19 protein-coding genes, 3 pseudogenes and 1 other annotated feature are annotated in these 22,165 nt (G+C 39.1%); of the genes and pseudogenes, 4 read left to right on the top strand and 18 right to left on the bottom strand.

From position 1 onward, the window contains the following. Positions 1-15 precede the first annotated feature (15 nt). From ACGLXV_RS17105 to ACGLXV_RS17050, 12 genes and pseudogenes are all read right to left on the bottom strand, one after another. A complete protein-coding gene (locus ACGLXV_RS17105; protein WP_391559581.1) occupies positions 16-633 on the bottom strand; it encodes an RraA family protein in 618 nt (205 codons plus the stop codon). A 569-nt stretch (positions 634-1,202) separates the two neighbouring features. Continuing rightward, complete coding sequence (locus tag ACGLXV_RS17100) at positions 1,203-1,514, bottom strand: hypothetical protein (RefSeq protein WP_391559580.1); 312 nt, start codon at positions 1,512-1,514, stop codon at positions 1,203-1,205. Positions 1,515-1,732: 218 nt separating this feature from the next. Beyond that, positions 1,733-3,568 carry a UbiD family decarboxylase gene (locus tag ACGLXV_RS17095; protein WP_391559579.1) on the bottom strand — a complete coding sequence of 612 codons (1,836 nt, stop codon included), beginning with the start codon at positions 3,566-3,568 and terminating at the stop codon, positions 1,733-1,735. Positions 3,569-3,757: 189 nt separating this feature from the next. Continuing rightward, complete coding sequence (locus ACGLXV_RS17090) at positions 3,758-4,681, bottom strand: TIGR03943 family putative permease subunit (RefSeq protein ID WP_391559578.1); 924 nt, start codon at positions 4,679-4,681, stop codon at positions 3,758-3,760. 12 nt (positions 4,682-4,693) lie between these two features. Next, on the bottom strand, positions 4,694-5,710 hold the full coding sequence (locus tag ACGLXV_RS17085) for a permease (RefSeq protein ID WP_391559577.1): 1,017 nt from the start codon (positions 5,708-5,710) through the stop codon (positions 4,694-4,696). A 403-nt stretch (positions 5,711-6,113) separates the two neighbouring features. Next, on the bottom strand, positions 6,114-6,497 hold the full coding sequence (locus tag ACGLXV_RS17080; protein WP_391559576.1) for a hypothetical protein: 384 nt from the start codon (positions 6,495-6,497) through the stop codon (positions 6,114-6,116). 37 nt (positions 6,498-6,534) lie between these two features. Continuing rightward, on the bottom strand, positions 6,535-6,879 hold the full coding sequence (locus ACGLXV_RS17075) for a hypothetical protein (RefSeq protein ID WP_391559575.1): 345 nt from the start codon (positions 6,877-6,879) through the stop codon (positions 6,535-6,537). A gap of 171 nt (positions 6,880-7,050) precedes the next feature. Then, complete coding sequence (locus ACGLXV_RS17070) at positions 7,051-8,268, bottom strand: benzoate/H(+) symporter BenE family transporter (RefSeq protein ID WP_391559574.1); 1,218 nt, start codon at positions 8,266-8,268, stop codon at positions 7,051-7,053. Between the two features lie 309 nt (positions 8,269-8,577). Continuing rightward, positions 8,578-8,775: a hypothetical protein gene (locus ACGLXV_RS17065; RefSeq protein ID WP_391559573.1), complete on the bottom strand. Its 198-nt coding sequence runs from the start codon at positions 8,773-8,775 to the stop codon at positions 8,578-8,580. A 201-nt stretch (positions 8,776-8,976) separates the two neighbouring features. Then, positions 8,977-9,216 (bottom strand): hypothetical protein, encoded by a 240-nt coding sequence (locus ACGLXV_RS17060; RefSeq protein ID WP_391559572.1) that lies wholly within the window; start codon positions 9,214-9,216, stop codon positions 8,977-8,979. A gap of 397 nt (positions 9,217-9,613) precedes the next feature. Continuing rightward, complete coding sequence (locus ACGLXV_RS17055; protein WP_391559571.1) at positions 9,614-11,287, bottom strand: 2-isopropylmalate synthase; 1,674 nt, start codon at positions 11,285-11,287, stop codon at positions 9,614-9,616. Positions 11,288-11,366: 79 nt separating this feature from the next. Next, positions 11,367-11,623, bottom strand: a binding site (T-box leader). A gap of 138 nt (positions 11,624-11,761) precedes the next feature. Next, positions 11,762-12,052: pseudogene (locus ACGLXV_RS17050) on the bottom strand (IS66 family transposase zinc-finger binding domain-containing protein); the annotation flags it as partial. Between ACGLXV_RS17050 and ACGLXV_RS17045 the strand changes: the two are divergent. Further along, positions 12,039-12,725 (top strand): annotated as a pseudogene (locus ACGLXV_RS17045) (aminotransferase class I/II-fold pyridoxal phosphate-dependent enzyme); the annotation flags it as partial. The pseudogenes ACGLXV_RS17050 and ACGLXV_RS17045 overlap by 14 nt on opposite strands. Before the next feature lie 461 nt (positions 12,726-13,186). Here the strand turns inward: ACGLXV_RS17045 and ACGLXV_RS17040 are convergent. The 3 genes from ACGLXV_RS17040 to ACGLXV_RS17030 all read right to left on the bottom strand — a co-directional run bounded on the left by ACGLXV_RS17040 (position 13,187) and on the right by ACGLXV_RS17030 (position 15,096). Next, the gene (locus ACGLXV_RS17040; protein WP_391559570.1) at positions 13,187-13,351 is read right to left on the bottom strand and encodes a hypothetical protein; all 165 of its coding nucleotides are present in this window, start codon (positions 13,349-13,351) and stop codon (positions 13,187-13,189) included. Between the two features lie 199 nt (positions 13,352-13,550). Next, entirely contained in the window at positions 13,551-14,258 is a 708-nt protein-coding gene (locus ACGLXV_RS17035) for a hypothetical protein (RefSeq protein WP_391559569.1), read from the bottom strand. A 52-nt stretch (positions 14,259-14,310) separates the two neighbouring features. Beyond that, positions 14,311-15,096: a hypothetical protein gene (locus tag ACGLXV_RS17030; RefSeq protein ID WP_391559568.1), complete on the bottom strand. Its 786-nt coding sequence runs from the start codon at positions 15,094-15,096 to the stop codon at positions 14,311-14,313. A gap of 456 nt (positions 15,097-15,552) precedes the next feature. On the opposite strand from ACGLXV_RS17030, the gene ACGLXV_RS17025 reads away from it, so the two are divergent. From ACGLXV_RS17025 to ACGLXV_RS17015, 3 genes are all read left to right on the top strand, one after another. Further along, positions 15,553-16,857: an N-acetylmuramoyl-L-alanine amidase gene (locus ACGLXV_RS17025; protein WP_391559567.1), complete on the top strand. Its 1,305-nt coding sequence runs from the start codon at positions 15,553-15,555 to the stop codon at positions 16,855-16,857. Positions 16,858-16,866: 9 nt separating this feature from the next. Further along, positions 16,867-17,463: a GerMN domain-containing protein gene (locus ACGLXV_RS17020; RefSeq protein WP_391559566.1), complete on the top strand. Its 597-nt coding sequence runs from the start codon at positions 16,867-16,869 to the stop codon at positions 17,461-17,463. Positions 17,464-18,075: 612 nt separating this feature from the next. Continuing rightward, positions 18,076-18,765: an aspartate/glutamate racemase family protein gene (locus ACGLXV_RS17015; RefSeq protein ID WP_391559565.1), complete on the top strand. Its 690-nt coding sequence runs from the start codon at positions 18,076-18,078 to the stop codon at positions 18,763-18,765. 284 nt (positions 18,766-19,049) lie between these two features. On the opposite strand, the pseudogene ACGLXV_RS17010 reads toward ACGLXV_RS17015, so the two are convergent. From ACGLXV_RS17010 to mle, 3 genes and pseudogenes are all read right to left on the bottom strand, one after another. Further along, positions 19,050-19,478: pseudogene (locus ACGLXV_RS17010) on the bottom strand (tyrosine-type recombinase/integrase). A 219-nt stretch (positions 19,479-19,697) separates the two neighbouring features. Then, a complete protein-coding gene (locus tag ACGLXV_RS17005) occupies positions 19,698-19,871 on the bottom strand; it encodes a hypothetical protein (RefSeq protein WP_391559564.1) in 174 nt (57 codons plus the stop codon). A 1,026-nt stretch (positions 19,872-20,897) separates the two neighbouring features. Then, positions 20,898-21,752 (bottom strand): alpha/beta fold macrolide esterase, encoded by an 855-nt coding sequence (mle, locus tag ACGLXV_RS17000; RefSeq protein ID WP_391559582.1) that lies wholly within the window; start codon positions 21,750-21,752, stop codon positions 20,898-20,900. Positions 21,753-22,165: the final 413 nt, after the last annotated feature.

Raw genomic sequence — 22,165 nt, 5'->3', positions numbered from 1 at the left:
AATTTGTCTCTTTATTTACTTTGAAAGAAAATCATCCAGATATTTTATAGTTTCCTCTCGTTTACCTGAAACTTTTTCTGCTCGCTTCAAGTCAAACTCTACCTTTTCTAACGACTTTTTCAAAATCTCTTGTTCTCTAGCTTGTGGAACGACAACCACACCATCTGCATCACCCACTATGATATCACCTGGATAAATGGACGTTCCTCCACAAGAGATAGGCACATTGATTTCTCCCATCCCCGCTTTTCCACTGGCTGCTACTGTTGTCCCTTTGCAGAAAACAGGGAAATTCAAATTCTTAATTCCCTCCACATCCCGAATAACCCCATCTACAACAATTCCAGCGATTCCCAAAGTTTGTGCTAAACCGACTACAAAGTCACCCGCAATGGCACGATATGTATCTCCTTTGGCATCAACGACCAAGACATCTCCCGGCTTAGCCTCTCTAATCGCTCTTAAAAAGACCATATTGTCTCCAACAGGCATCTTGACCGTAAAAGCTCTTCCTGCAACTCGATATTCGTCTTTCAACGGCTTTATGCTGGGAGCCAAATTGTTTAAGCCTTGCAACGTATCAGAAATGCAAGTAGTAGGAATTTCTTTGAATTGATGGACAATACTCATCATTTTCACTCCTCATTATATATTAGGAAACCTAACTAGAATTGTACTACATTAAAGGCTAGAAAATCTAAAAAAAAATCAAGACCTAACAATAGAGGAACGAATGTATACCCATTATGAGAATATCCCGCCTCTGATAAACTTCATAATATTTTTCGTCATGTCCTTTAAGATACTGGGGGTCTATCCTATCATCACTTATCTTTTTCTCCAAACACTCCCTTAACGTAAGACATACATTCGTGTTGTCCGCCATATCTTTTACTGTTCCCTCCTAGCCATTTGTATTGAATTGATAGCCATTGCAACAAATAATATGGAACATCATCTATGGTGGAATTTGGGGTGGTCTTATGCTGCTGATTGTGTTTTGTATTTAAGCTTTTATGCGCTTCATAGATGGAGGGAAAAGCATCCGGGGTGAGAAGGAAGTATGGGACTTTGAGTTTAATGGCGGTTACTTCTGTTCTTTATGGGCCTTGAAACATAAAGTCAGAATTTCTCCGATTAACCAAAAGTTAATCGAAAGTCATATAGGCAGGTGTAAATAGCAGAGGTCTATTTCTGATGAATTAGCTTTTCATTTTAAAGAGCTCTTTCTCATGCTCCACGATCTTGAAATCATAGTAACGCAAAGAGTGTTTAATTTCCTCTACTTCAGATTTCAATTCCAGAATGGCTTGTCTATTCGTTTGAATCTCTTTTATTAAGTTTTCCTGTCCTTGCTCTAAGTTTTTTTGGCCTTGCTCTAAATTTTTATATCCTTGTTCTAAGTTTTTATACCCTTGCTCTAAATTTTTATATCCTTGCTCTAAGTTTTTTTGGCCCTGTTCAATCGATACCAACTTTTCAAGTATAAGTTGCATCAATTCCCTATCATCCATTGGTTCTCAACTCCTTCTTCCAACTATTTTATCATAACCCATTTTTGAAAGGAAGATTTCTGATGATTTCAGGCTTCTGATCACGGGTAACGAAGCCTCGCCGATTATTGAATTTATCCGCCAAATTTTTGTCCGCCACCTAATCACTGAACCATGTATGTTTAAAGGCTTACGGTCATCCCGTAAGCCAAAGAATCTATGTGATAAACTAAACCAGATTACCGTAAATTTAACCCACCCAAACTAGCCCCTTTGACAAATAATCGCTCAATGTTTTTTTCAACAGTTGCATCGGGGACTAATGGCGGTGCATGATGTGGTTTGATACGGGCATCAATAATCAAATTATCACAAGCCCAATGCTTGTTCTCATAATAACTATTCACACCATAAATGTCATGTGAAGGATTGCTGCGCGTGAATGTAGCCCAAAGAAAATTTTTGATTGTGTCACTCATAAATGGACTGTCATCACATAGAATAATCATCGGACAAGATGGAATCGGACCTTTTGCTTGAATAGCATCACATAAACCTTGTATTTCCTGTTGTGCTTTAGTGTAATCTATAAATTTAGGCCCTTGAATCGCTACAATGCCCGGCATCACCAATCGTGCATTTTCAAACTCCCGTAATTCATTCAAAATGCCGGGTACCGCTTGGCATAAATCTCTTTTTTTATCCCCATAAGCTGCGAAGACAACTTTGCTGCCGCTATTTAACCCAGTACCTGAATAATCAAGAGTGTCGATGGTCGTATTGGTATAAAAATGAATGTCTCGATGCAGATCGATCCGTTCCAAAATATAGGTTAAAAAATCCGCTTCACAATGCGTATCTATTGGTTGATTCTCTTCTGCCGTAATGAATAAATACTTAGCCAAGCTTAGTTGTCCTGTTCCTAAAATTCGATTGGCGATCGTGAGCATCTCGGTCGGCTGTTTTACTTGCTGATAGGGAGTGTACCGTTCACTGCCAATCGCAAAAAGCAAGGGATGCACTCCCGCAGCATCTACCGCATGGACTTCTTTTACACCCGGGATTTCTTGTTTGATCGCATCACCTGTTAACTCATGGATGAGCTCGCCGAATGAGGTATCTTCTTGTGGCGGACGTCCAACGACGGTAAACGGCCATATGGAATTTGGCTTGGCATACACTTTATGTACTTTCATTAATGGAAAAGGATGGGTAAGGCTGTAATAACCTAAATGATCGCCAAAGGGGCCCTCCGGTTTGGTTTCGCCAGGATGAATTTCTCCGGTTATAACAAAATCAGCATCATGACTAATACAGAAGCCATCGATATAACTGTAGCGAAAACGACGTCCTGCAAGCAGTCCGGCAAAGGTCATCTCGCTCAAACCTTCTGGCAAGGGCATGACGGCTGACAAGGTGTGCGCCGGGGGCCCGCCTATAAAAATACTCACTTTTAGAGGGACTCCTTGTTTGTTCGCTTTTTCCTGATGGACTCCGATACCTCGGTGAATCTGATAATGCAAACCAATTTCTTTATTCATTTCATATTCATTGCCACCCAGTTGAACACGGTACATACCCAGATTGGAATTCATAATTCCTGGCTTTTCGGGATCTTCACTATACACTTGGGGCAACGTGATAAAAGCACCGCCATCCATTGGCCAGTGTTGAATAAGCGGTAGGTCGGATATGTTGATTTCTTGTGCGGTAACCGGTATGCTCTCAGATGTTTTCAAAGGCAGGGCTTTCCATGCAGCCAACCCGGTTGTGATATGTTTCAGCGGATTTTTTAGCGCTTTGATTGGATCGTTGCGCAGAGCCATAACGTTCTGTACGGCTTCCAAGGTATTTCTGAAGATAAACTTGCTGCGCTCTAATGTACCGAAAAGGTTGGATACCGCCCGAAACTTCGAACCTTTTACATTTTCAAATAACAAAGCAGGACCGCTGGCCTCATAAACTTTCATGTGAATCGCAGCCATTTCAAGATAGGGATCCACTTCTTCGCGAATACGGACCAAATGTCCATTCTTTTCTAAATCGATTATGCAGTCTTCTAAATTGCGATACATTATTAAATTGCTCCAATCTCTAGAAATTTGGTGTATACTTACACGCTCCTGTGCGTGGAGCCTTTTTTCCATCACGAGCTAATCACCAGTCTCTAGAATACAGTTAAAACGAATTCAAAGTAGTTGTCAAACGAAGCAGACTCAAAAGGTGACTCTTCTCTACACTATAAGAAAGGTCCGTTCTCATATCTAAGGATATACATAAGGGTCAGCAGGTGCGTTCACCTTTTTCCAACTGGTTACTTTGATGACGGGCATTTCCATATCCCCATAGCTTCCCACATCAAGGATTCCTTGTATCTGAATCCATGTATCCTTGTTTAATTGTTTTGCATCATCCATATCCGCCAGAAATCCGATCACTCCCGCGTCTGCCACACAGTGAGTAATAATGAATCTCGAAACTACTAACTCTTTTGATTGCATCCCCTCTTCCTTGTACACAAAACCCGTCATTTCAATCTGTTTTCCTTTGAACTTTTCTGGATAGAGTGTGATCGTATCCGAATAGGAAACAAAATTCTTATCCGTCATCTTAATAATGGGTTGACTCATTAACTCCTTTATTTTTTCATCGTATAAGTCATCAAAATAAACAATGGAAGTATCATTTTGTTCAGAAGATCCTTGTGAATTTCCCGTACTGTCGTTAGCCATTATGGAAATTTGTTCTTGTGGAATTGGTGTCGAAGTTTCCCTTGAAGATTTCTCCCCAGTAGCAGGTGAAGACAACAATAAGCCTTTCTTCGATGCCATATCTGCATCCAAGGTCTTAGCTGGCAAAACAAATCCGGTTAGCAAAGGAATAACCAAAATTAGGTAGGAAAATAATGGTTTCATTGACCAACCGGAAGAAAACCCGTGATCATGTTCGCATCCGTGTCCATGATCACATTCATGATTATGATGGTGAAGCTTCTCTTTCGGTACCCATATGCGCTGTAACTGGATAAAGAAAAGAAAAACCAGTAGGACCGAAGCGACTTGACTGAACCCTACATATTTTGTATTAATATACTTTCCAATATCGCCTGTATAGTGGAGCTTGAAAATAAAGCCCGCAAATCCCAATAATATGAATGCTCTCAGCAATTGTTGGAATTGAAATTTCATCTTTTTCACCTCCTATATCCATGTGTGAACGACCATCACACTTCCAAATACAACGACCGTAATTAAAAAGATGAGAACAAGTACGAACCTGATTCGGAAAACACCCAACATCATGATCGTATTTTTCAAATCAAGCATAGGTCCATAGACTAGGAATGCAAGCAACGATGTCACCGGGAAAAGATTGCGAAAAGAAGCAGCGATAAAGGCATCTGCCTCAGAGCAAAGGGATAACAAATAAGCAATACCCATCATGACCAATGAAGAGGACGCCACTCCATCCCCGATATCAACAATAGACTTCATTGAAACATAAGTCTGTACAAATGCTGCAAAAAATGCCCCCAGAATCAGATATTTCCCCATATCAAAGAACTCGTCTATCGAGTGCTCTAGCATTTGTCTTATGCGTTTACTCACGGGCGGCTTTGATGCGTTTGTTAAAGCAATTGGAATCATCATATTGCCCTGTTTCAATTGAGAACCCCTAAACGTAATACTAATGATCAAAGCTACAATCATAGCAACGACAAAACCTAATATCATTCGCAGCCCTGCTATTTTAGCATCGTTACCAAACGCCATATAGGTAGAAATAATTACAATGGGATTGATGATCGGTCCCGTTAATAAAAAACCGACTCCTGCAAATACAGGAACACCTTTTGAAACTAAACGTCTTACAATAGGGACAATCCCACATTCACACGCAGGGAATAATCCGCCAATTACACAACTCATCAGCACAGCCATAAAACGGTTCTTAGGAATCCACTGACGTATATGATCTTCCGTGACGAATACTTGAATCATTCCCGATATTAAAACACCAATAAGGACAAAAGGAATAGCTTCGATTAAAATACTTAAGAAAATAGTGTTTAAGCTTAATAAGGAAGAAGGAATAGAAAAGTTTGCGCCATCTAGAACCTTCATAAAGTCTCCGCCAGTAAATACCAAAAACAATATACAGCCAAGTAAGACTGCCCCTGTTATTTCAATCGCGGTTAATCGTATCCAATGAATCATAATTTCCTCCTTTATAACACTACTCCATTAAGTTATATGCGGACAAGTTTAGTGAATGTCTTCCATATTGTGAGTAAAATAAAGTTTTGAATTATCCTATGTAAAAAATGGAACTCGTTATCGATGTCGAGTTCCATTTCTATGATCATTTACTGCCAAGCGCTGTTTTCAAAGAGACTAGATATTTACACCCTCTCTATGAGAGCATGTAAATCAATCGTAATAATTACGTTTTATAGTTGGTATTATACTTACCTTTAAGAGATTTGTAAACCTCTAAAAACTCCATTTATTAAGAAATGATTTTAACAGCTTACTGCCTCGCTGTATTAAAGCCCTCCGCATTTCTTACCGAAGGGCTAGATCTAACTTCATTTTTCCTCATATATTTCAAATCAATTCATCAATCCACTATAGGAATTAATAGTCTATCTGCTTGACCCTGTATATGGCCAACGCCTACACGCTCTACGTACTCCCAGTAACTCTCCTGATCAACACGCTCTTTTTTATAAAACTCGATTAATTGTGCAAGAAAAGGTCCAAGCCTATCAGCCATCACTCGGGCCTTGAGCTTTTGGTTAAAGCGGGATTGCACATCTAATGTTCCTCCCACAAATACATCAAAGGCATCCATCATGCCGTTTTCCGTTTTGACCAATGCGCCTTGCAGACCGATATCCGCAATTTGCCGTTGCCCGCAGGAATTGGGGCAGCCGACCATATGGATACGGAGAGGGGTGTCCAATTCTACTGTATGATCCAAATATTCCGCTAGGGCTCTCATCCGTTCTTTCGTCTCCACCACGGCCAAATTACAGTATTCAATTCCCGTACAGGAAACAGCATAACCAACAAAAGTTATTTGGTTGCAGCTTAAAGCGGTTCACTATCAGAGGTTCTAATTTAAATTCTTCAATCTTATTTTCTGGAATATAGCGAATCAATACATTTTGTGATTTACATGTTCCAAGAGTACCGTCCCCATATTCATCCGCTGATCGAGCCAATTGGTATAGTTCGTCAGCATTCATGCGGCCAATCGGGACTGATAAACCGGCATAATAGAATCCTTTTTGTTTTTGCTCATGAACCCTGTAAAAATACCCGGCATTCCACCCTGTAGTCAAATCTTCTCCTTTGATTTCCAATTCTCCTGTAATCTTCACTAATTCCTCCCGGAACTTTTCAACACCCCAATCCAATTTACTCAAAGCTTAAATACAGCTTTGGCTTCCACCTCTCTAACCAATCAAGTATGATTGTCGTGAGATACACGTTAAATCCTTCACGCCTTTAAATATAATATCAAATAGTTCCTCGATATCCCGTTTTAGAGCTTATTTTTCGATTGTCCTTGCAAGGACTGCGCCAAATAGGAGTGCCCATACCGGTGCACTAATATGAAAAAAAGATACATTAGATAAAGCAATGATAAACGCTATTAACGAACTCAAGGTATAGTTCTTGCCCCTAAAACTTAATTGCAGGTTCGATAGAAGAACACCAATCAGGGCAAATCCGGATAACATAGAAATGAGCGCATTGGGCAGGGATTGAATAAACGGAACGATCTTCCAGGAAAAAATACCAAACAGCACCATCGCCATTCCCGAAACAAAAGAGGCTACGTAACGAGTTGACTTTGGCCCGGAATCCGCACTAGAGCAAATCGCAGTCATCATCCCCGCTATATTGGAACACTGTCCACCGAAGAATCCCGTAATAATAGAAAAAATACCAGTTCCAGAAATGATACGGCGAATCGGCGGATGATAGCCGGTGCTCTCCAGTGCTCCTATACCAGGTGAGGCATCGTTGCTTAGAATTAGCATAGCAAGAGGAAGAGCTAAGCTAAGCAGCCCCATCCAAGTGAATTCTGGTGTCTGAATGGATGGAATGAAGAAAGAATTGCCCATCTGGTCTATTTCTAGCCCCTGTGTTCCCAACAGCGTGAGTATGGCAACAACTACAGCACCCAATGCAGGAGGTATTTGCTTGGCAAATTTCATGAGCAGAAAATAACTGATTAGCGCTGCTCCTCCTACGATCGGCAATTCCTTCACTCCCGGGACAAGCCGAACGACATAGCTGGTTACTAGACCAGCCAACATCCCAGAGATTACTTCCTTGGGAACCCATTTGATCATCTTGGTAAATAAACCAGACATACCTATAAGAAGTATGATCAATCCCGACATGAGATACCCGCCTATCAGCTGCGGATAGGTGAATTGAGCTGTAACCGTGGACAAAAAAGCAACCCCTGTTAAGGAATGTCCACCCGTAATGGGCATACGGTACCGTAATGACATCAGAATACCGAATAAGCCGCCAAAAAAATAAACGGAAAACATCCAATTAATGGACTGCTGATTCGTAAAGCCACCAAGAGCAGCGGCATCCAAAAGAATAATCGCTGGACCTGTCATGATCAAGGTAGCAGAAATAAGCCCGTTAGACATGTTCTGAACAGTTACATCTTTGAACAACCAGCTGACCAAATTTCCGAGTGGGATCGTACCTTTTCTAACTTCGGTTCTATTCTGTAATTCCACGTATTGTTCTCCTGTCATTGAAATTTACATCTTTTTTTGTATCAGAATGATTATAAATAGACTCCAGTTTTTTATTTTTTTATCAAACCACCTGAAATTACAAAAATATCAGGATCCTAAAGATTTTTTTTCATATCATACAAATCTAAAAGTTCTGCTTTTAATTGTTCTATTTCCTGCACTAGGTTTTAGTTCATTAGGATTCAACCTTTCAGTAAAGATATATATATGCAGTTTTATGAATCTATTCTAGTGAACGACCCTTAATTCTTCCATTATATTTGTTACTTTTTCTCTCGATTTAATAATTCAATTTTTCACCTGAGAAATCAATAGTTCTTCATATTTCTTTGCAAATAGCATATTTATTTCTTTAGACTCTGCTTTTGGATTGGCTTTTTTCACATTATCCATAATATCTTGCTGTATTTTTTTTGCTAACACAATCAGCTCATATTGTGATTTCTGTTTTTCCCAGAACCGATCTTCGCCAAACTTCTTAATCATTTGGATGGATACAGGATAACTAGCCTTATATATTAAAAATACAAAACAATCATAAAGATCCTATAACTTTTGATGCTATGCCATAAATGAAAAAGCTAACTCAAGTCAATGGAGTTAGCCTTTTATCCTATAAAAATCATATAAGCGGACCCTAAAATACATTTCTACTTTCAGAGCCAGTCTCGGTCTTACCAAGTTTTCCTATTTTTTAAAGGAAGTATCCCCATAGGAATGTGCAACCCACCCGGCCGGATCGATGAACAAGCGGACAGCGACGACCTGCCGGCTTTCGATCAAGGTAAAAAAGTAAGTCGTATTGACTGGTACTGAGAGGATCATTACATCTCCCGCCGACAGTTCAACATCAAAGTAACCAACCTCATCTTTCCCCTTGATGATAAAGATCCCTTCTCCTGCCGTAAAGGCCCGACTTGCTTGCATTTGTACAAATTGTTCAAAACGCTAGGCAAAGGAAAATATTGGCCTACTTCTCCAATATCAAGAGCATCTATCAAACCTACAGAAACAGATTGATGCTCTTGCTGGAGAGATTAAAGAATATGAGATTGCCGTTCTAAAGAGCAAAAAGTCCTTCCTTGAAATAGCTTAATCGCCAAATTGGACCAATAAACACAAAACCTTCCATCAATAAATTGGACGGTTATTTGGCATGCACATTTTTAGTATAGCATTAGTTTTTAAAATTTTAAGAGACAAGTATTGACAAGATATTAGCTGATTTTAGTCAAATAAGAAAATGCCAACTATGCACTTAAAAACTGTATAATTTCTGTATAAATCTATATTCCAGTCTAGGTACGTTCTGGTACTCTTTTCATCAACTTACATTTCCTCCGATTAACATTTTGTTCACGGCACTAAATAGAGCTTTTACATAACAGGTCATAATATCTACATCCATTCCGCAACCCCAATACACCGTACCATCCGTAGCAGTTATACCTATGAAAGTTACAGCCTGTGATCCAGATCCAATTTCTAGAGCATGTTCGTTATAAAACAAATTTGTAAAAGTAATCCCTAGTTTGTTTTGAAGACCGTTGCAGATTGCATCTAGTCTTCCATTTCCTACACCTAGAAATTCCATAACATTATCATTTGCTCGTATGGAGACGATGGTTTGAAAATCATCTTGCTGAGTGTATCTATAATTTATAAACTCTACAGGAGCATTTATATTCACATATTCCGTTATGAAAATGTCATATATTTCATCTGGCCTAAGCTCCTTGTGTAAATGATCCGATACATTTTTAACACAATATCCGAAGTTCTCACGCATTTGTTGAGGCAAATCAAGCCCGTATTTTTGTTCAAGAATATAACCGATCCCCCCTTTACCAGACTGGCTATTAATCCGGATGATATCTCCTTCATACTCTCTGCCAATATCCATCGGATCAATCAATAGATATGGTACCGTCCAATGCTCACATTTTTTTTCCTCAAGCCATTTCATTCCTTTGGCAATAGCATCCTGATGTGAGCCTGAAAATGCGGTAAAGACAAGTTCACCACCATATGGGTGTCTCTCACCCACCTTCATTTTTGTCAGTCGTTCATATACAGAAATGATTTCGGGGATATGTTCAAAATGAAGCTTCGGATCCACGCCGTGCGAAAACATATTTAGAGCAAGTGTTACAATATCAACATTACCTGTTCTTTCCCCATTTCCAAATAGTGTTCCTTCGACCCTCTGCGCTCCGGCAAGCATTCCTAACTCTGCATCTGCAACCCCGGTTCCTCTGTCATTGTGTGGATGGAGTGACAGGATAACATTGTCCCGCCAGTTCAAATGATCACTCATATACTCAATTTGGCTTGCGTAAACGTGAGGCATGGAGAGTGACACCGTAGCTGGAAGGTTGATAATCACCTTGTTATTCGCCGTCGGCCGCCATACATCCAGTACCCGATTGCATATATCAAGTGCGAACTCTATCTCTGTACCCGTAAAGCTTTCCGGAGAATACTGAAACTGGAAATTCCCTTCGGTTTCATCCGCATATTTCTTCAATAATTTTGCTCCTGTTACAGCAATGTCGATAATCTCTTCTTTAGATTTTTTGAATACCTGCTCTCTCTGAGCAACGGAGGTTGAATTGTACAGATGCACCACCGCTTTATTCACACCTTGCAGCGATTCAAACGTTTTACGGATAATATGCTCTCTTGATTGCGTCAGTACTTGAATGGTCACATCATCTGGGATCAAATCTTGTTCGATTAAGGTGCGCAAAAAAGCATATTCCGTTTCCGATGATGCAGGAAAGCCGACCTCTATTTCCTTAAAGCCTATTTTCAAAAGCAGTTGAAAGTATTCGAGCTTCTCTTCTAAATTCATGGGAACGACCAAAGCCTGATTTCCATCCCGAAGATCTACACTGCACCATATTGGAGCTTCGGTAACATACTCCTTCTCTGTCCATTTCAAGCTCTTAACCGGAGGCATAAAGTAACTTCTAGAATATTTTTCATGATTTTCCATTTAACTTCCACCCTTTCATTCCTAATACTTGCTTCTGTACGTTCACTTGAAACACAAAAAAGCCTTTCATCTCTATACTTATAGAGACGAAAGACTTCACATCTTACGCGGTACCACTCTAATTCATACCAAAAACGGTATGCACTCTAACAGATACGGGTTTTATCAAACCTTATATCCTCCTACTATAACGGTTAGGCTCCGACTCCACCTACTTTCTAAATTTCAGTGAGCTACTCCAAGGTGAGTTCGGATTTTATTTTACGGCTGTTTCGCACCACCCAACAGCTCTCTGATCGTTCATAAAATCTTACTATTCCTTTTCAGCGTATTTGATATTTCAGAAATCATATTCCATTTATATGACATTGTCAACACTTAGAAATATAATTTTTGGAGTTGGAAGAAAGAGGAGTTTCATGAAAACTTAACCAGGTATGAGCCCCCGCTCAGCATCCAGTTGGCAAGATTCTAACGAGGCAGTTCTACACCTAGACGAGCAAATTGTTGTTCCAGACGGTAAAGGGGCATGCCCTCGACATATTTTCGGCTCATGACATAGGCTACAATAGAAGGGGATGCCAAACTTTTTGGAAAAGCCGGAGCGGGCACGGGTACTGTAACAATGGGTGTGTTGGTCTCTTCGCTTTCACAACGGCGACAAGAGTAGACGTATTGAACATGCTCAACTTCCTTTACTTGAGCCGGAATGATCTTTAGTTCTTTTCGTACTTGGGTACTCATTTCATGTAAAGCACCACCGCAACGAGAACTGGCAGATTATCTGGACTTAAACTTTACCACTATTACCCACGCCTACAAGCTATGCGAGTTGAAGGGATTGATTTATGCAGTTGCCGGAAGCGGAACCTTTGTCGCTCCTAATGCTGCTCGTTCTATTACCATTTCCACAGATAAAATCACAGACTGTATTGATCTTGGTTTTGTAGCCTCTTTTGAGCAAACCAATGGTATTGTAGCAGAGATTATTCAAAAGGTCGCGGATAAAAGTTATTTAGAGCAACTACTGAATTACAATGATCCGACTGGTATTCCACATCAAAAAACGGCGAGGCTAAACTGGATGGAATCTTTCGGCATTTGTGCAGACCAAGAGCATATAGCGATTGTTTCCGGTGCACAAAATGCGTTGGCAATTGCATTGACTGCGTTGTTTAAGCCCGGTAATCGCATTGCAACCGACCTATACACTTATTCAAACTTTATCGAGTTGGCAAAAATGCTCCATATTCAGTTAGTGCCCATTCCCGGAGATCAGTTTGGAATGATGCCAAACGAACTTGAAAAGCAGTGTTGCCAAACAAATATTCACGGCATTTTTCTGATGCCCTCTTGCTGCAATTCAACCACAGTTATGATTTCAGATTTTAGAAAGCATGAACTAGCGACGGTCATCCGCAAGTATCATTTAAAATTGCGCTCCCTCCTTTCCATACATAGAGCATACCGAACAGACGCTCTCTTTTCTACCTTTTGTTTCCTATTTTGCCCGTTACATCCCGTTAAGGGATGCCGAGCAAAAGTTCACTTTCATCTCCCAAATGAATTGGGGAGGATTCCTGTTCACAATCCTAAACCAAAAACTACAAAATCTAATGCATATTGCGGTTATTTTATGTGATCTCTCTTAAAACAAGAGAGGTTTTTCTGATGTTCGTAATTGAACTAACCAATGGCACAATAGGGTGCCATCGAATGGGCTGCCATTTATCATTTTGTGTTATTTAGCTATCGAATCCTGATAGTTTAACAACATTTTACTAGCTGCATTTTGTCCCTCAGAGCCCTGATGAAGGACATTCCTCCAACTCACTTGCTGAATTTTGTCATCATATAACGAACCTCATTTCTCTATGGTATGATTCACCCTGCTTGATCTTAAACATTTCTGCCCGTTCTTTGAGCAAATAAAAACAGGATCGTGAGCATCATTATGATGCTCTCGAATCCCCTCGTATTATGAGCAACACCAAAAGGGAGCGCTGTAAAATAGTGAAGCTTTTGCTTTTGTCCAAATAAAACTTCCTCCACCACTTCAACCATGATCATCACTTTCTAAATATTATTTAAGTTTAGGATGCTGCGAAAATGTAGTTTTCACTTACTAACCCTCCAAAAAAGGAAAGCAGAAGGATGAAATGAATACCTGTCAACAGGGTGAAGGATATAGAGAATGTTGTTAGATATTCTACCAAAAGAAAAAGGCTGCAAACCTTCTGCAGCCCTTTCGTATTGTTAAATATTATACACTCCCATTAAAAAAGACAGATAGAAAAAGCTTCTTTATTGTTAATATATACACAAGGAAAAATTCCTTAGCGTTGTTCTCTTCCCTTGGCGTATCCTCATTTTCTTCCTCTTCTGGTGATTCAACAGCTAAAACAGCGGATGATTCCGAAGCATGTCTTTTTGCGGATTTACTTGCATGTTTGGACGCTTCAGCATTACTTTTGTTTTCAACGGAAAGACTCTCTGTTGCCGGTTCAGTAGTTTCTTCCGTTGTCTCGTTATCATTAATTTCCTCGTTCGCATCAGTCATTGCGTCAGATTGCTCTAAATCTACCGTCTCAGCTTCTACATTTACAGCCGTTTCTTCTGTGGATGTCTTCGTTCCTTTTTCTTGCTCACTAGCTTTCATCCCAACGATCACAGCCGATTTTTCATTTGCATGTTCAACTGCCGATTTACTTGCATGTTCTGATTGCGAGTTGATTTTATTTTGTTCAGAAGGATTTTCTTTTTGCTTTTCTTCCTTCTCCGCCTTTACCGTTGTTTTGACCTTCACTTCTGCTTTATCAGCTTTGTGTGAAGCGGCCTTGTGACTGGCTTGTTGGCCCGCTTTTTCCGGCTTATGGCCCGCTGCCTCCACTTCAGCTCCAACGAATACGGAAATAGATAACATTGCTGTAAATACTAATGTCTTTACAAGAGTAGAATTAGATTTTTTCATGATTTAGATTGGCTCCTTCATTTTCATTTTTTAAAATTTGAGAATTGAGATTTTACATGAATAATGAAGAAGCCATCCTCGGTGGTTTAGTCGGAGGGGCATTAACCCATTGGCTTCCAAACCAATCTGCTCTCGACATAAAAGATTGTAACAAACAGACTTGTTCCGGAAAGCCATTGGAAACGATCCACGCTTTATCTTTAAAAGGAATTACATCTTGTCCACCGCCACCGTTTCCATTGTTGTTTTTTGCAACAACAGGTAGTTGCACTAAGGGCACCACTGCTGGAGGATATTGTTGTGGGGATTCGTTGTTCGGTACCGAAAAAGGTGAAGCCGATCTCTGTTTCCGCTTCATTGATTGAGTTTTAGGTTCCGAGGACTTATATTCCATTGACCTTTTCTCTTCTTCTTTTAAAAGTGCTGCGTTCTTCTCTTGCCCTTCCAGTGTTTGCTTGCTTACTTTTTCAACAGGAAGCATTGCCTTAGACCCTTTGGGTCGGGTTGATGCATTATCCTCTGCTGCTTTTTCTATTTTCCGTTTTTGGACCATTTTTTTGATTTTTTGGTCGTGATTCTTCGGAATTGCTTTTTCTGCTGGCTTCATGCTTTTCGCTGATTTGAGAACAGTTCTTTTCGCTGGATCAGACGATTTATCTTCAAGCTTCAGCTGAATTTTTTCTTCTTTTTCTACTAGTCCATTATTCTGCATCGAATGAATAGATTGGTTTTTCGATTTTTGATCACTTAGCTCATTGGTAGCAGCGAATGAATCCGTTGGGAAGAATAAAATGAGACCCGCAAGCAAACTGCAAATCACAAAACTTGATATGCGCAATTCTATCACCTCCTCCCGTTTGATCTACAAAATTACGATTCGAAAAAAACCTCCATTTTTCTGACCGTAAATGCATAAATTAGTCAAATAGTAGTAGATGCTGTACACAGATACTAGGCACACCATGGCATGGATAATAAAAATACACTCAACGCGATCACCATGCGGGTAAGAAGAATTAGATTTGGTAAAGTGACGAATAGCCCATAGACACGACACTTAGCCAATAAATAAAACATGGGTAATGATGACCACTAAATTGTACTTCTATAATTTATTAAAAAGGACACAGATCGATAAAAGAATGGTAATAACTTTAAGTTATAAGTATGAGGGGATATTTTTTTAAAAAGGAACTTATTAATTGTTTCCTTAATTATCAGGAGAAGGGAAGTGAAATGTACAAGCATTCATTCTAATCATTTTAAACTTCATACAATTATGAGGAAGGCTTATATGAAAAATTTAGCTTTATTAGTAAGTACAATTCTTTTACTGTTGTTGACAAACCCTTTAACAGGATCGGCAAAAGAAAATATTCATTTGATGGTAAACGGAAACCTTCTACAATCGGATGTATCTCCTAAAGTGGTCAATGGACGAACATTAGTCCCTGTTCGAGTCATTGCAGAGTCTTTAGGGATGAAAATCAAATGGAATGATGATGAACGCAAAGTGACGATTAACAACGATCAGATGAGCTTACAACTCACTATCCAAAATCGGAATGCCATCGTAAATGGAAAAGTTATTCCAATGGAGCTATCTCCTATTCTTGATCACGGAAGAACCCTTGTTCCTCTTCGCTTCATTGGCGAAACACTAGGTCTTAGTGTGGGATGGGATGCCTTATCAAGAGTGGCTTTAGTCAATTCCCCCTTTTCTATTAAGATCAACGATCAATCTCTATTAAATACATATAAGGTGTTTCAAATCAAAGAGGAACCTTACGTACCATTATCTAAAATCAAACAACCCTTTTCTCTAAAAGTGGATGAAGAGGATCACAGTGCGAAAGTAACCATTACTTCTGGCCGCGGAAATTCATTGAAGCTGGATGTAGTTGGTTCCTTAGATGTGAGTAAACGAAGTGCGGTAAGGATTGATGGAACTCTGTTCGTACCCCTTTCCTCCTTGGATGAGTTAGAGATTCAGAGCGATCTGGATGTGAATCAAAAAATGATTCAATTTAATCAAGAAATTCGATCGCCCGATAGTCAACCAAAATATGTCATTGTTATGGATCCTGGACATGGGGGAAAAGATTCGGGTGCCAAAGGAATAGCTGGCAATTATGAAAAGGACTTTACCTTATCCTTAACAAACAAAGTCGTGAATGAATTAAATCAATATCCCGAAATCGAAGTCAAAATGACCCGCACCGATGATACTTACCCTACTTTACAAGATCGTGTGGATCTAGCCAATCAAACGAAGGGCAATTTGTTCCTTTCCATCCATGCCAATTCGTTTGCACCGGAAGCTCGTGGAACGGAAGTCTTCTATACGCATGAAAACAGCAAGGAATTTGCTGAGATTGTCTATCGACATCTTCTTGAAGCCACTGGTTTTCCAGATCGTGGACTCAAGCAAAGCCAGTTCTTTGTAACCCGTCACACGACGATGCCAGCTGCGTTAATTGAAGTAGGATTTATCTCGAATAAAATGGAGAACACAGAGATGCTGAAACCGGAATTTCAACAACGGATCGCAAAAAGCTTGGCAGATGCCATTTACGAATACTATCAAAATAATCGATAGGGTGATTTTATGAAAATAGCATTCTCGCTTCTTTCCTTATGTATGATTTTTTTAACCGGTTGCGGGTCTCTCCAAACAGAAGGTTCTGCACCGCCCTCAAATCAAACGCAGGGACCGGATCATAGCTCATCTGCTTCAACTGATGTATCAAATCAGAACTCAAAAGATAATTCAAAGAGTAATCCATCTAGTATAAGTGCACCAAATCAAGAGAAATCGATTAAAATTCAAACCTATTACACCGATCCTAATTTAACCGAACTCCAATCTGAAGAAAAAGAATTAACTTACCAAAAGGAAAGTGACAAATACCGCCTTGCATTGAAATTACTGGAGAAGCCAACCAATCAACACTATGTTCCGTTATTTCAGAATTTTAATGTTAACCAAACCTCAATACAGGATGGAAAACTGACAATTGATGTATCTGATCAAAATGTCTACAATCTTGGTGGCAGTGCGGAAGAAATGGCTATCGAAGCTCTTTTAAAAACGATGTTTCAATTTCCAGAAATTCAGCAAGTTGAAATTTTAATCAATGGCAAGCCAGCAGAAACCTTGGCAGGACATGTTGATATCTCTCAACCATTTTCAAGAAATCAATAAAACTGTTTTTTTTGATGAAAAGCCGATAGCTGGATTGCTGTCGGCTTACGTATTTTTGGTGATCCACAACTCTACATCTTTTTAAAGACTGCCGAATGCAGCCTTTAAACCCTTCACTTGTTCAGGGGTCATTTTCTGCATTCACCTCTCTCATCAATATTCATCCTAGTGGTTTCTTAATCCAATTAATAAAGTTCTCATCTTTGCCATGTTGAAGTAAACTATATCCCATCTTTAGAAATTGGTCAGTTTCACCACTACCCATTTGATTCATTTCAAGGGAAATGGAGTTCTGTCATCAGATACATCATGAACCAATTGTTGAAGAACTTGGTTGCCGTCTTCAGTTAATGATACATAATTGATTTTGCCATTTTTTTCGAATCGATCCTCGTTAGTACAGCACAAGCTACTCATAACTTATTTCGACCTTTCCAACCTTCTCATCTTTTTCAAGCGAAAAAGGATATGATAACAACTGGAATAATTCCAAGAATAAATTTCACAAGAACACCTCACCAAGTTGCTTTACTACACTAAAGATCCTCGATAGTTGAATAGATATTTTTTTGTTACAATAAGATAAACCATGTTAGGGAAGGAAGTAAAATTGTGAAACGAATAGGAATTTTAGGTGGGCTAAGTGCAGAATCAACTGCTCTATTTTATAATACTCTGACACGCTTATATATTGAGCAACACGGTGATACAGGATATCCTGAAATCGTAATTTTTAGTGTGCGATTTTTAGACTTTTTAAACATGTTAAAACAAGGGAATTGGGAGGAATGTGCTTCTTATCTTGCTTCTGGTATCAATGCGCTCGAAAAAGCTGGAGCAGACTTTGCTGTCATCTCTGCAAACACCCCACATATAGTATTCAACAAAATCGAAGAAAAGGTTTCCTTACCCCTTATTCATATTGCTGATGCAGTGGCGGAGGTTGCAAAATCTAAAGGATATAAAAAAGTCGCCTTACTCGGTACGAAGGCGACCATGAATGCAGACTTTTATCCCGTCTGTTTATCCCGTCATAACATCGAATGTTACAATCCTAGTGATGAACAAAAAGAAATGGTCAATCAAATTTTGGAAAGTGAACTTTACAAGGGAATAATTAATGAAGAATCTAGAACCTTCTATTTGAATCTTATTGATGAAATGAAAGAAATCGAGGCAGATGCGGTAATATTAGGTTGTACAGAAATCCCGATGCTCATAAATTCTGAGAACAGCCCACTTCCTATATTAGATTCTGCTGTCATTTTAGCTCAAGCATCTTTAGACAAGGCTTTCCGTTAATTTGATTTCCACAGGGGTAATTAACGGTGAAAAGCACTTTCATTTTTTAAAGAAAGTCTTTTTTCACTGATATGGTCTTAACATTACATATATCGGTAAATTTCATAAAGAAAACCTTTGTACCCTTTGCATTAAGGTTTGGTCTTTTTCTACCCCTTTTATCGCTGGTAGTGTTAATGGTAATGATTACCAACCAAAGCACTTATTGGTATTAATTTATTTCGCTATCCTGCCCAATACCACAATAGGAGCCTTTCGGCTCCTTAGAAAAATCTCTTATAAAGTTATCTTCGGCGCTCTCCACGCAAATGAGCAAAAATTGGTGTTGTAGATGCCTTTTCATGCCCCAGCATCCCCTGAATAAAATCCAATGGAGCACCGTTATCCAATAGCTGACAAGCATATGTGTGTCGGAAACGGTGAGGATAGACATTTACAGGAATCCTTCCACGTCTTGCAATTAACTTTACAGCTTAACGGAGTGTTGGGATCGTCATCCGACGAATGGGGTTACGCTCTGTTATAAAGAGTGCCTCACAGTTATCTTCCCGACTATCTAAATACTATTTCAACCATACTTTACATTCCGTAGTAAAATAGACCTCTCGCTGTTTAGAACCTTTCCCATTGACAATCGCTGATCCGTTTTCCCAATTGATGTCCTTAATATTTAATCGATGCACCTCACCAACACGACAACCTGTAGAGTACAAGAATTGTAATAGGTCATGATCACGAAGGGATTGACAGGATATCTTGAGATGAATAACATCTTCTTCAATCAAGAACTTGGGTATTCTCTTATCAGACTTTGGTTCTTTTAGCTTGAGGGTTGGATTTCTTAAGATATATCCTTCTTCAAAAGCATATCGAAAAAGAGATCTTATGAATCGAATTCGATGACCCAAACTACTGGGCTTTAGACGTTCAGACTATTTTGCCAGATATTCTTTTAACAACGGCAAAGAAACCTCTTCTAGCTCCAAATCACCTATTTCACGAATGAGTACAATTAATTGAAGCAAGTAGGCTTTTAATGTATGAGGACTGAACCCTAGAATACGTTTATCAGCTTTATACAACTTCCACAATTCACTTAGATTCAAAACAAACCCCTCCCAAAGAATTTTTGTTTCTTTATTTCCAGCTTTGCTAGATTGGGAGGGGATTAATACATATTAGGTTGTTAAAGTAGCGAATCCCGTTTAGCTAAATAACTTGTTTATAATTTACATCCATTAATTCAGCATTCAATGTTTATTATGTGTCTAGTAGATAAAACAGAAAAAGTAACCAAGTCTTCCTGGCTACCCTTGCTTATTAGCTCATTTAAGTCTACCTTGTCTTTTCGTTTTATTGATAATGCCATGCGAATATTTTCGATATTTGAGTTTTCGTTTTGTTGGCAATTCTATACGAACATTACCTAATTTGGATGTTCTTCGGTTACTTGTCAATGTCAATTCGAGTATTAGGTCTTCCTCAAGGGAAAGTATTGTTCTAAACCCTAAGCTTCTGCAGAGCCTTAGTAAAATAAAGGTGGGACTGCACCTTCTATTCAGGCACCAAGTAAAAGCCGAATTAGGGATGTGGGTGATGGGGTCATTTTCAGACCACACATGTCCAAAATTGTCCTCGGCGTAGTATGAACGCACCCTTCTGGCACTTCCGACCCAAGCAAGCTCTGTCGCACCAGGTGCCAGACGGAACCAACCTCTCTTTCCATATCCCTCAGGACAATCCACAGGATTTGCTCTGTGGACAAAGCAAAAGAATATGGTATTAGGGGTGGAGTTACGAAAATAAAGGGACATCGTCAGCACCTCTTGTTACATTATTAATCTTGCTTGTATATCTTATGAATTTTTTCAACAAAAGTAGTTAGACAACCGTGGATTATCAAAATCTATTAATACACAAAATGAACTAGTGAAGAATATGTATAATATGTAATCTATTTACATCTACTAATCTATTCACTAATCTCCCTTTACCTCAATAAAAAAAGACTGCAGCCGTTAATGAACTATAGAATCCCGTTCAGTAACGATTCCTAATTATTAATGGAAGAAGGGTTACAAATCTCAATTGTAACCCTTCTTGGATGTTATACGATTGGACACTCAGTAAGCTTACACGACTAAAGTATGATTCGAAATAGCCTTAATTATGTTATTCCAATCAGCGGAATGGATTTCGTGACCCGATCCTTCAAGGGTTAGCATCGATGCATTTGGAATCTCATTTGCAAGAGCTAGACCATGCTCATATGGAAGTATCTTATCTTCTGTACCGTGGATAACCAAAGTAGGTAAATTGATTCCTTTTAACTTTCCTTCATAGGATGCATCACCTTTAAGAAGTGCATGATTAAAAATGCTGAGTAGATTGTTCGCTCGTTTTATTTCCGCAGTAACCTGTTTATAAACTCTCTTTTCATCAAATGTATGCTTTGAGCCACAAAGCAAGCGTGACCCAGCAACCAAGTAATTTGCAACCGATTCTTCATCAGACCAATTTAGAGTGGCTGCATTAGCATGGTAATCTAGTATGCTCTTATCCATAGGAGGCAAATTCCGATTGTTGTCATCAGACCCGAAAATACTCGATGCTATCAAAGTTAGAGTTAGAACTCTTAAAGGATACTTTATTGCTATGATCTGAGCTATCATACCGCCCAATGACATTCCAACAATGTGTGCTTGGTCAATACCGAAGGCATCCAGTACCCCAACAGCATCATCAGCCATGTCTATCACAGTATATTGCGAATTCCCCGGTTCATAGGCAATAGAACGTCCGACATCTCGGTTATCAAATCGAATAACATAACGTCCTGTGTTTGCTAATCGCTGACAGAATTCTTCATCCCAATAAACCATCGAACACATAGCTCCCATAATTAGTAAAACTGCTGGATGAGTTGGATTTCCGAAACTCTCCGTGCATATATCAATTCCGTTAATTTTGTTTATCTTTTCCATGATTATCTCCTCAATTCATTTGAATTTGTTAAATGAAAAAAGGCACACCCAAATAAACCCACACATTTTTCTCAAAAAATGGATGAGCATAGATGAACTGTACCTCAAATTAACGTAAACGAATGAACTTGATAATCATGATAAGCACTCTCCTATAAATAGTGAATAAGGGTTTTTAACACACGTCCATTATAACATACCCTCTGCCAGTCGTCGCTTAGGAACAAATTTCTTAACTATTGGTCAAAGAGATAATCCTTACTGCATTAATCTCCCTCTATGAACAAACGCATATCTCGGTTTTTCTCCTGTTTTCTTAGATTTTCAGTTAGTCCAAGTTTCTTAGATCAACGAATATCGGAATATAGTTGAATTAAAGGATATTTTTAGGAGCGAGGAGCGAAAAAGATCCATGC

Source organism: Robertmurraya sp. (assembly GCF_036676585.1).
Taxonomy (GTDB): Bacteria; Bacillota; Bacilli; order Bacillales; family Cytobacillaceae; genus Robertmurraya_A.
This window is presented reverse-complemented; position numbering and strand designations above follow the sequence as displayed.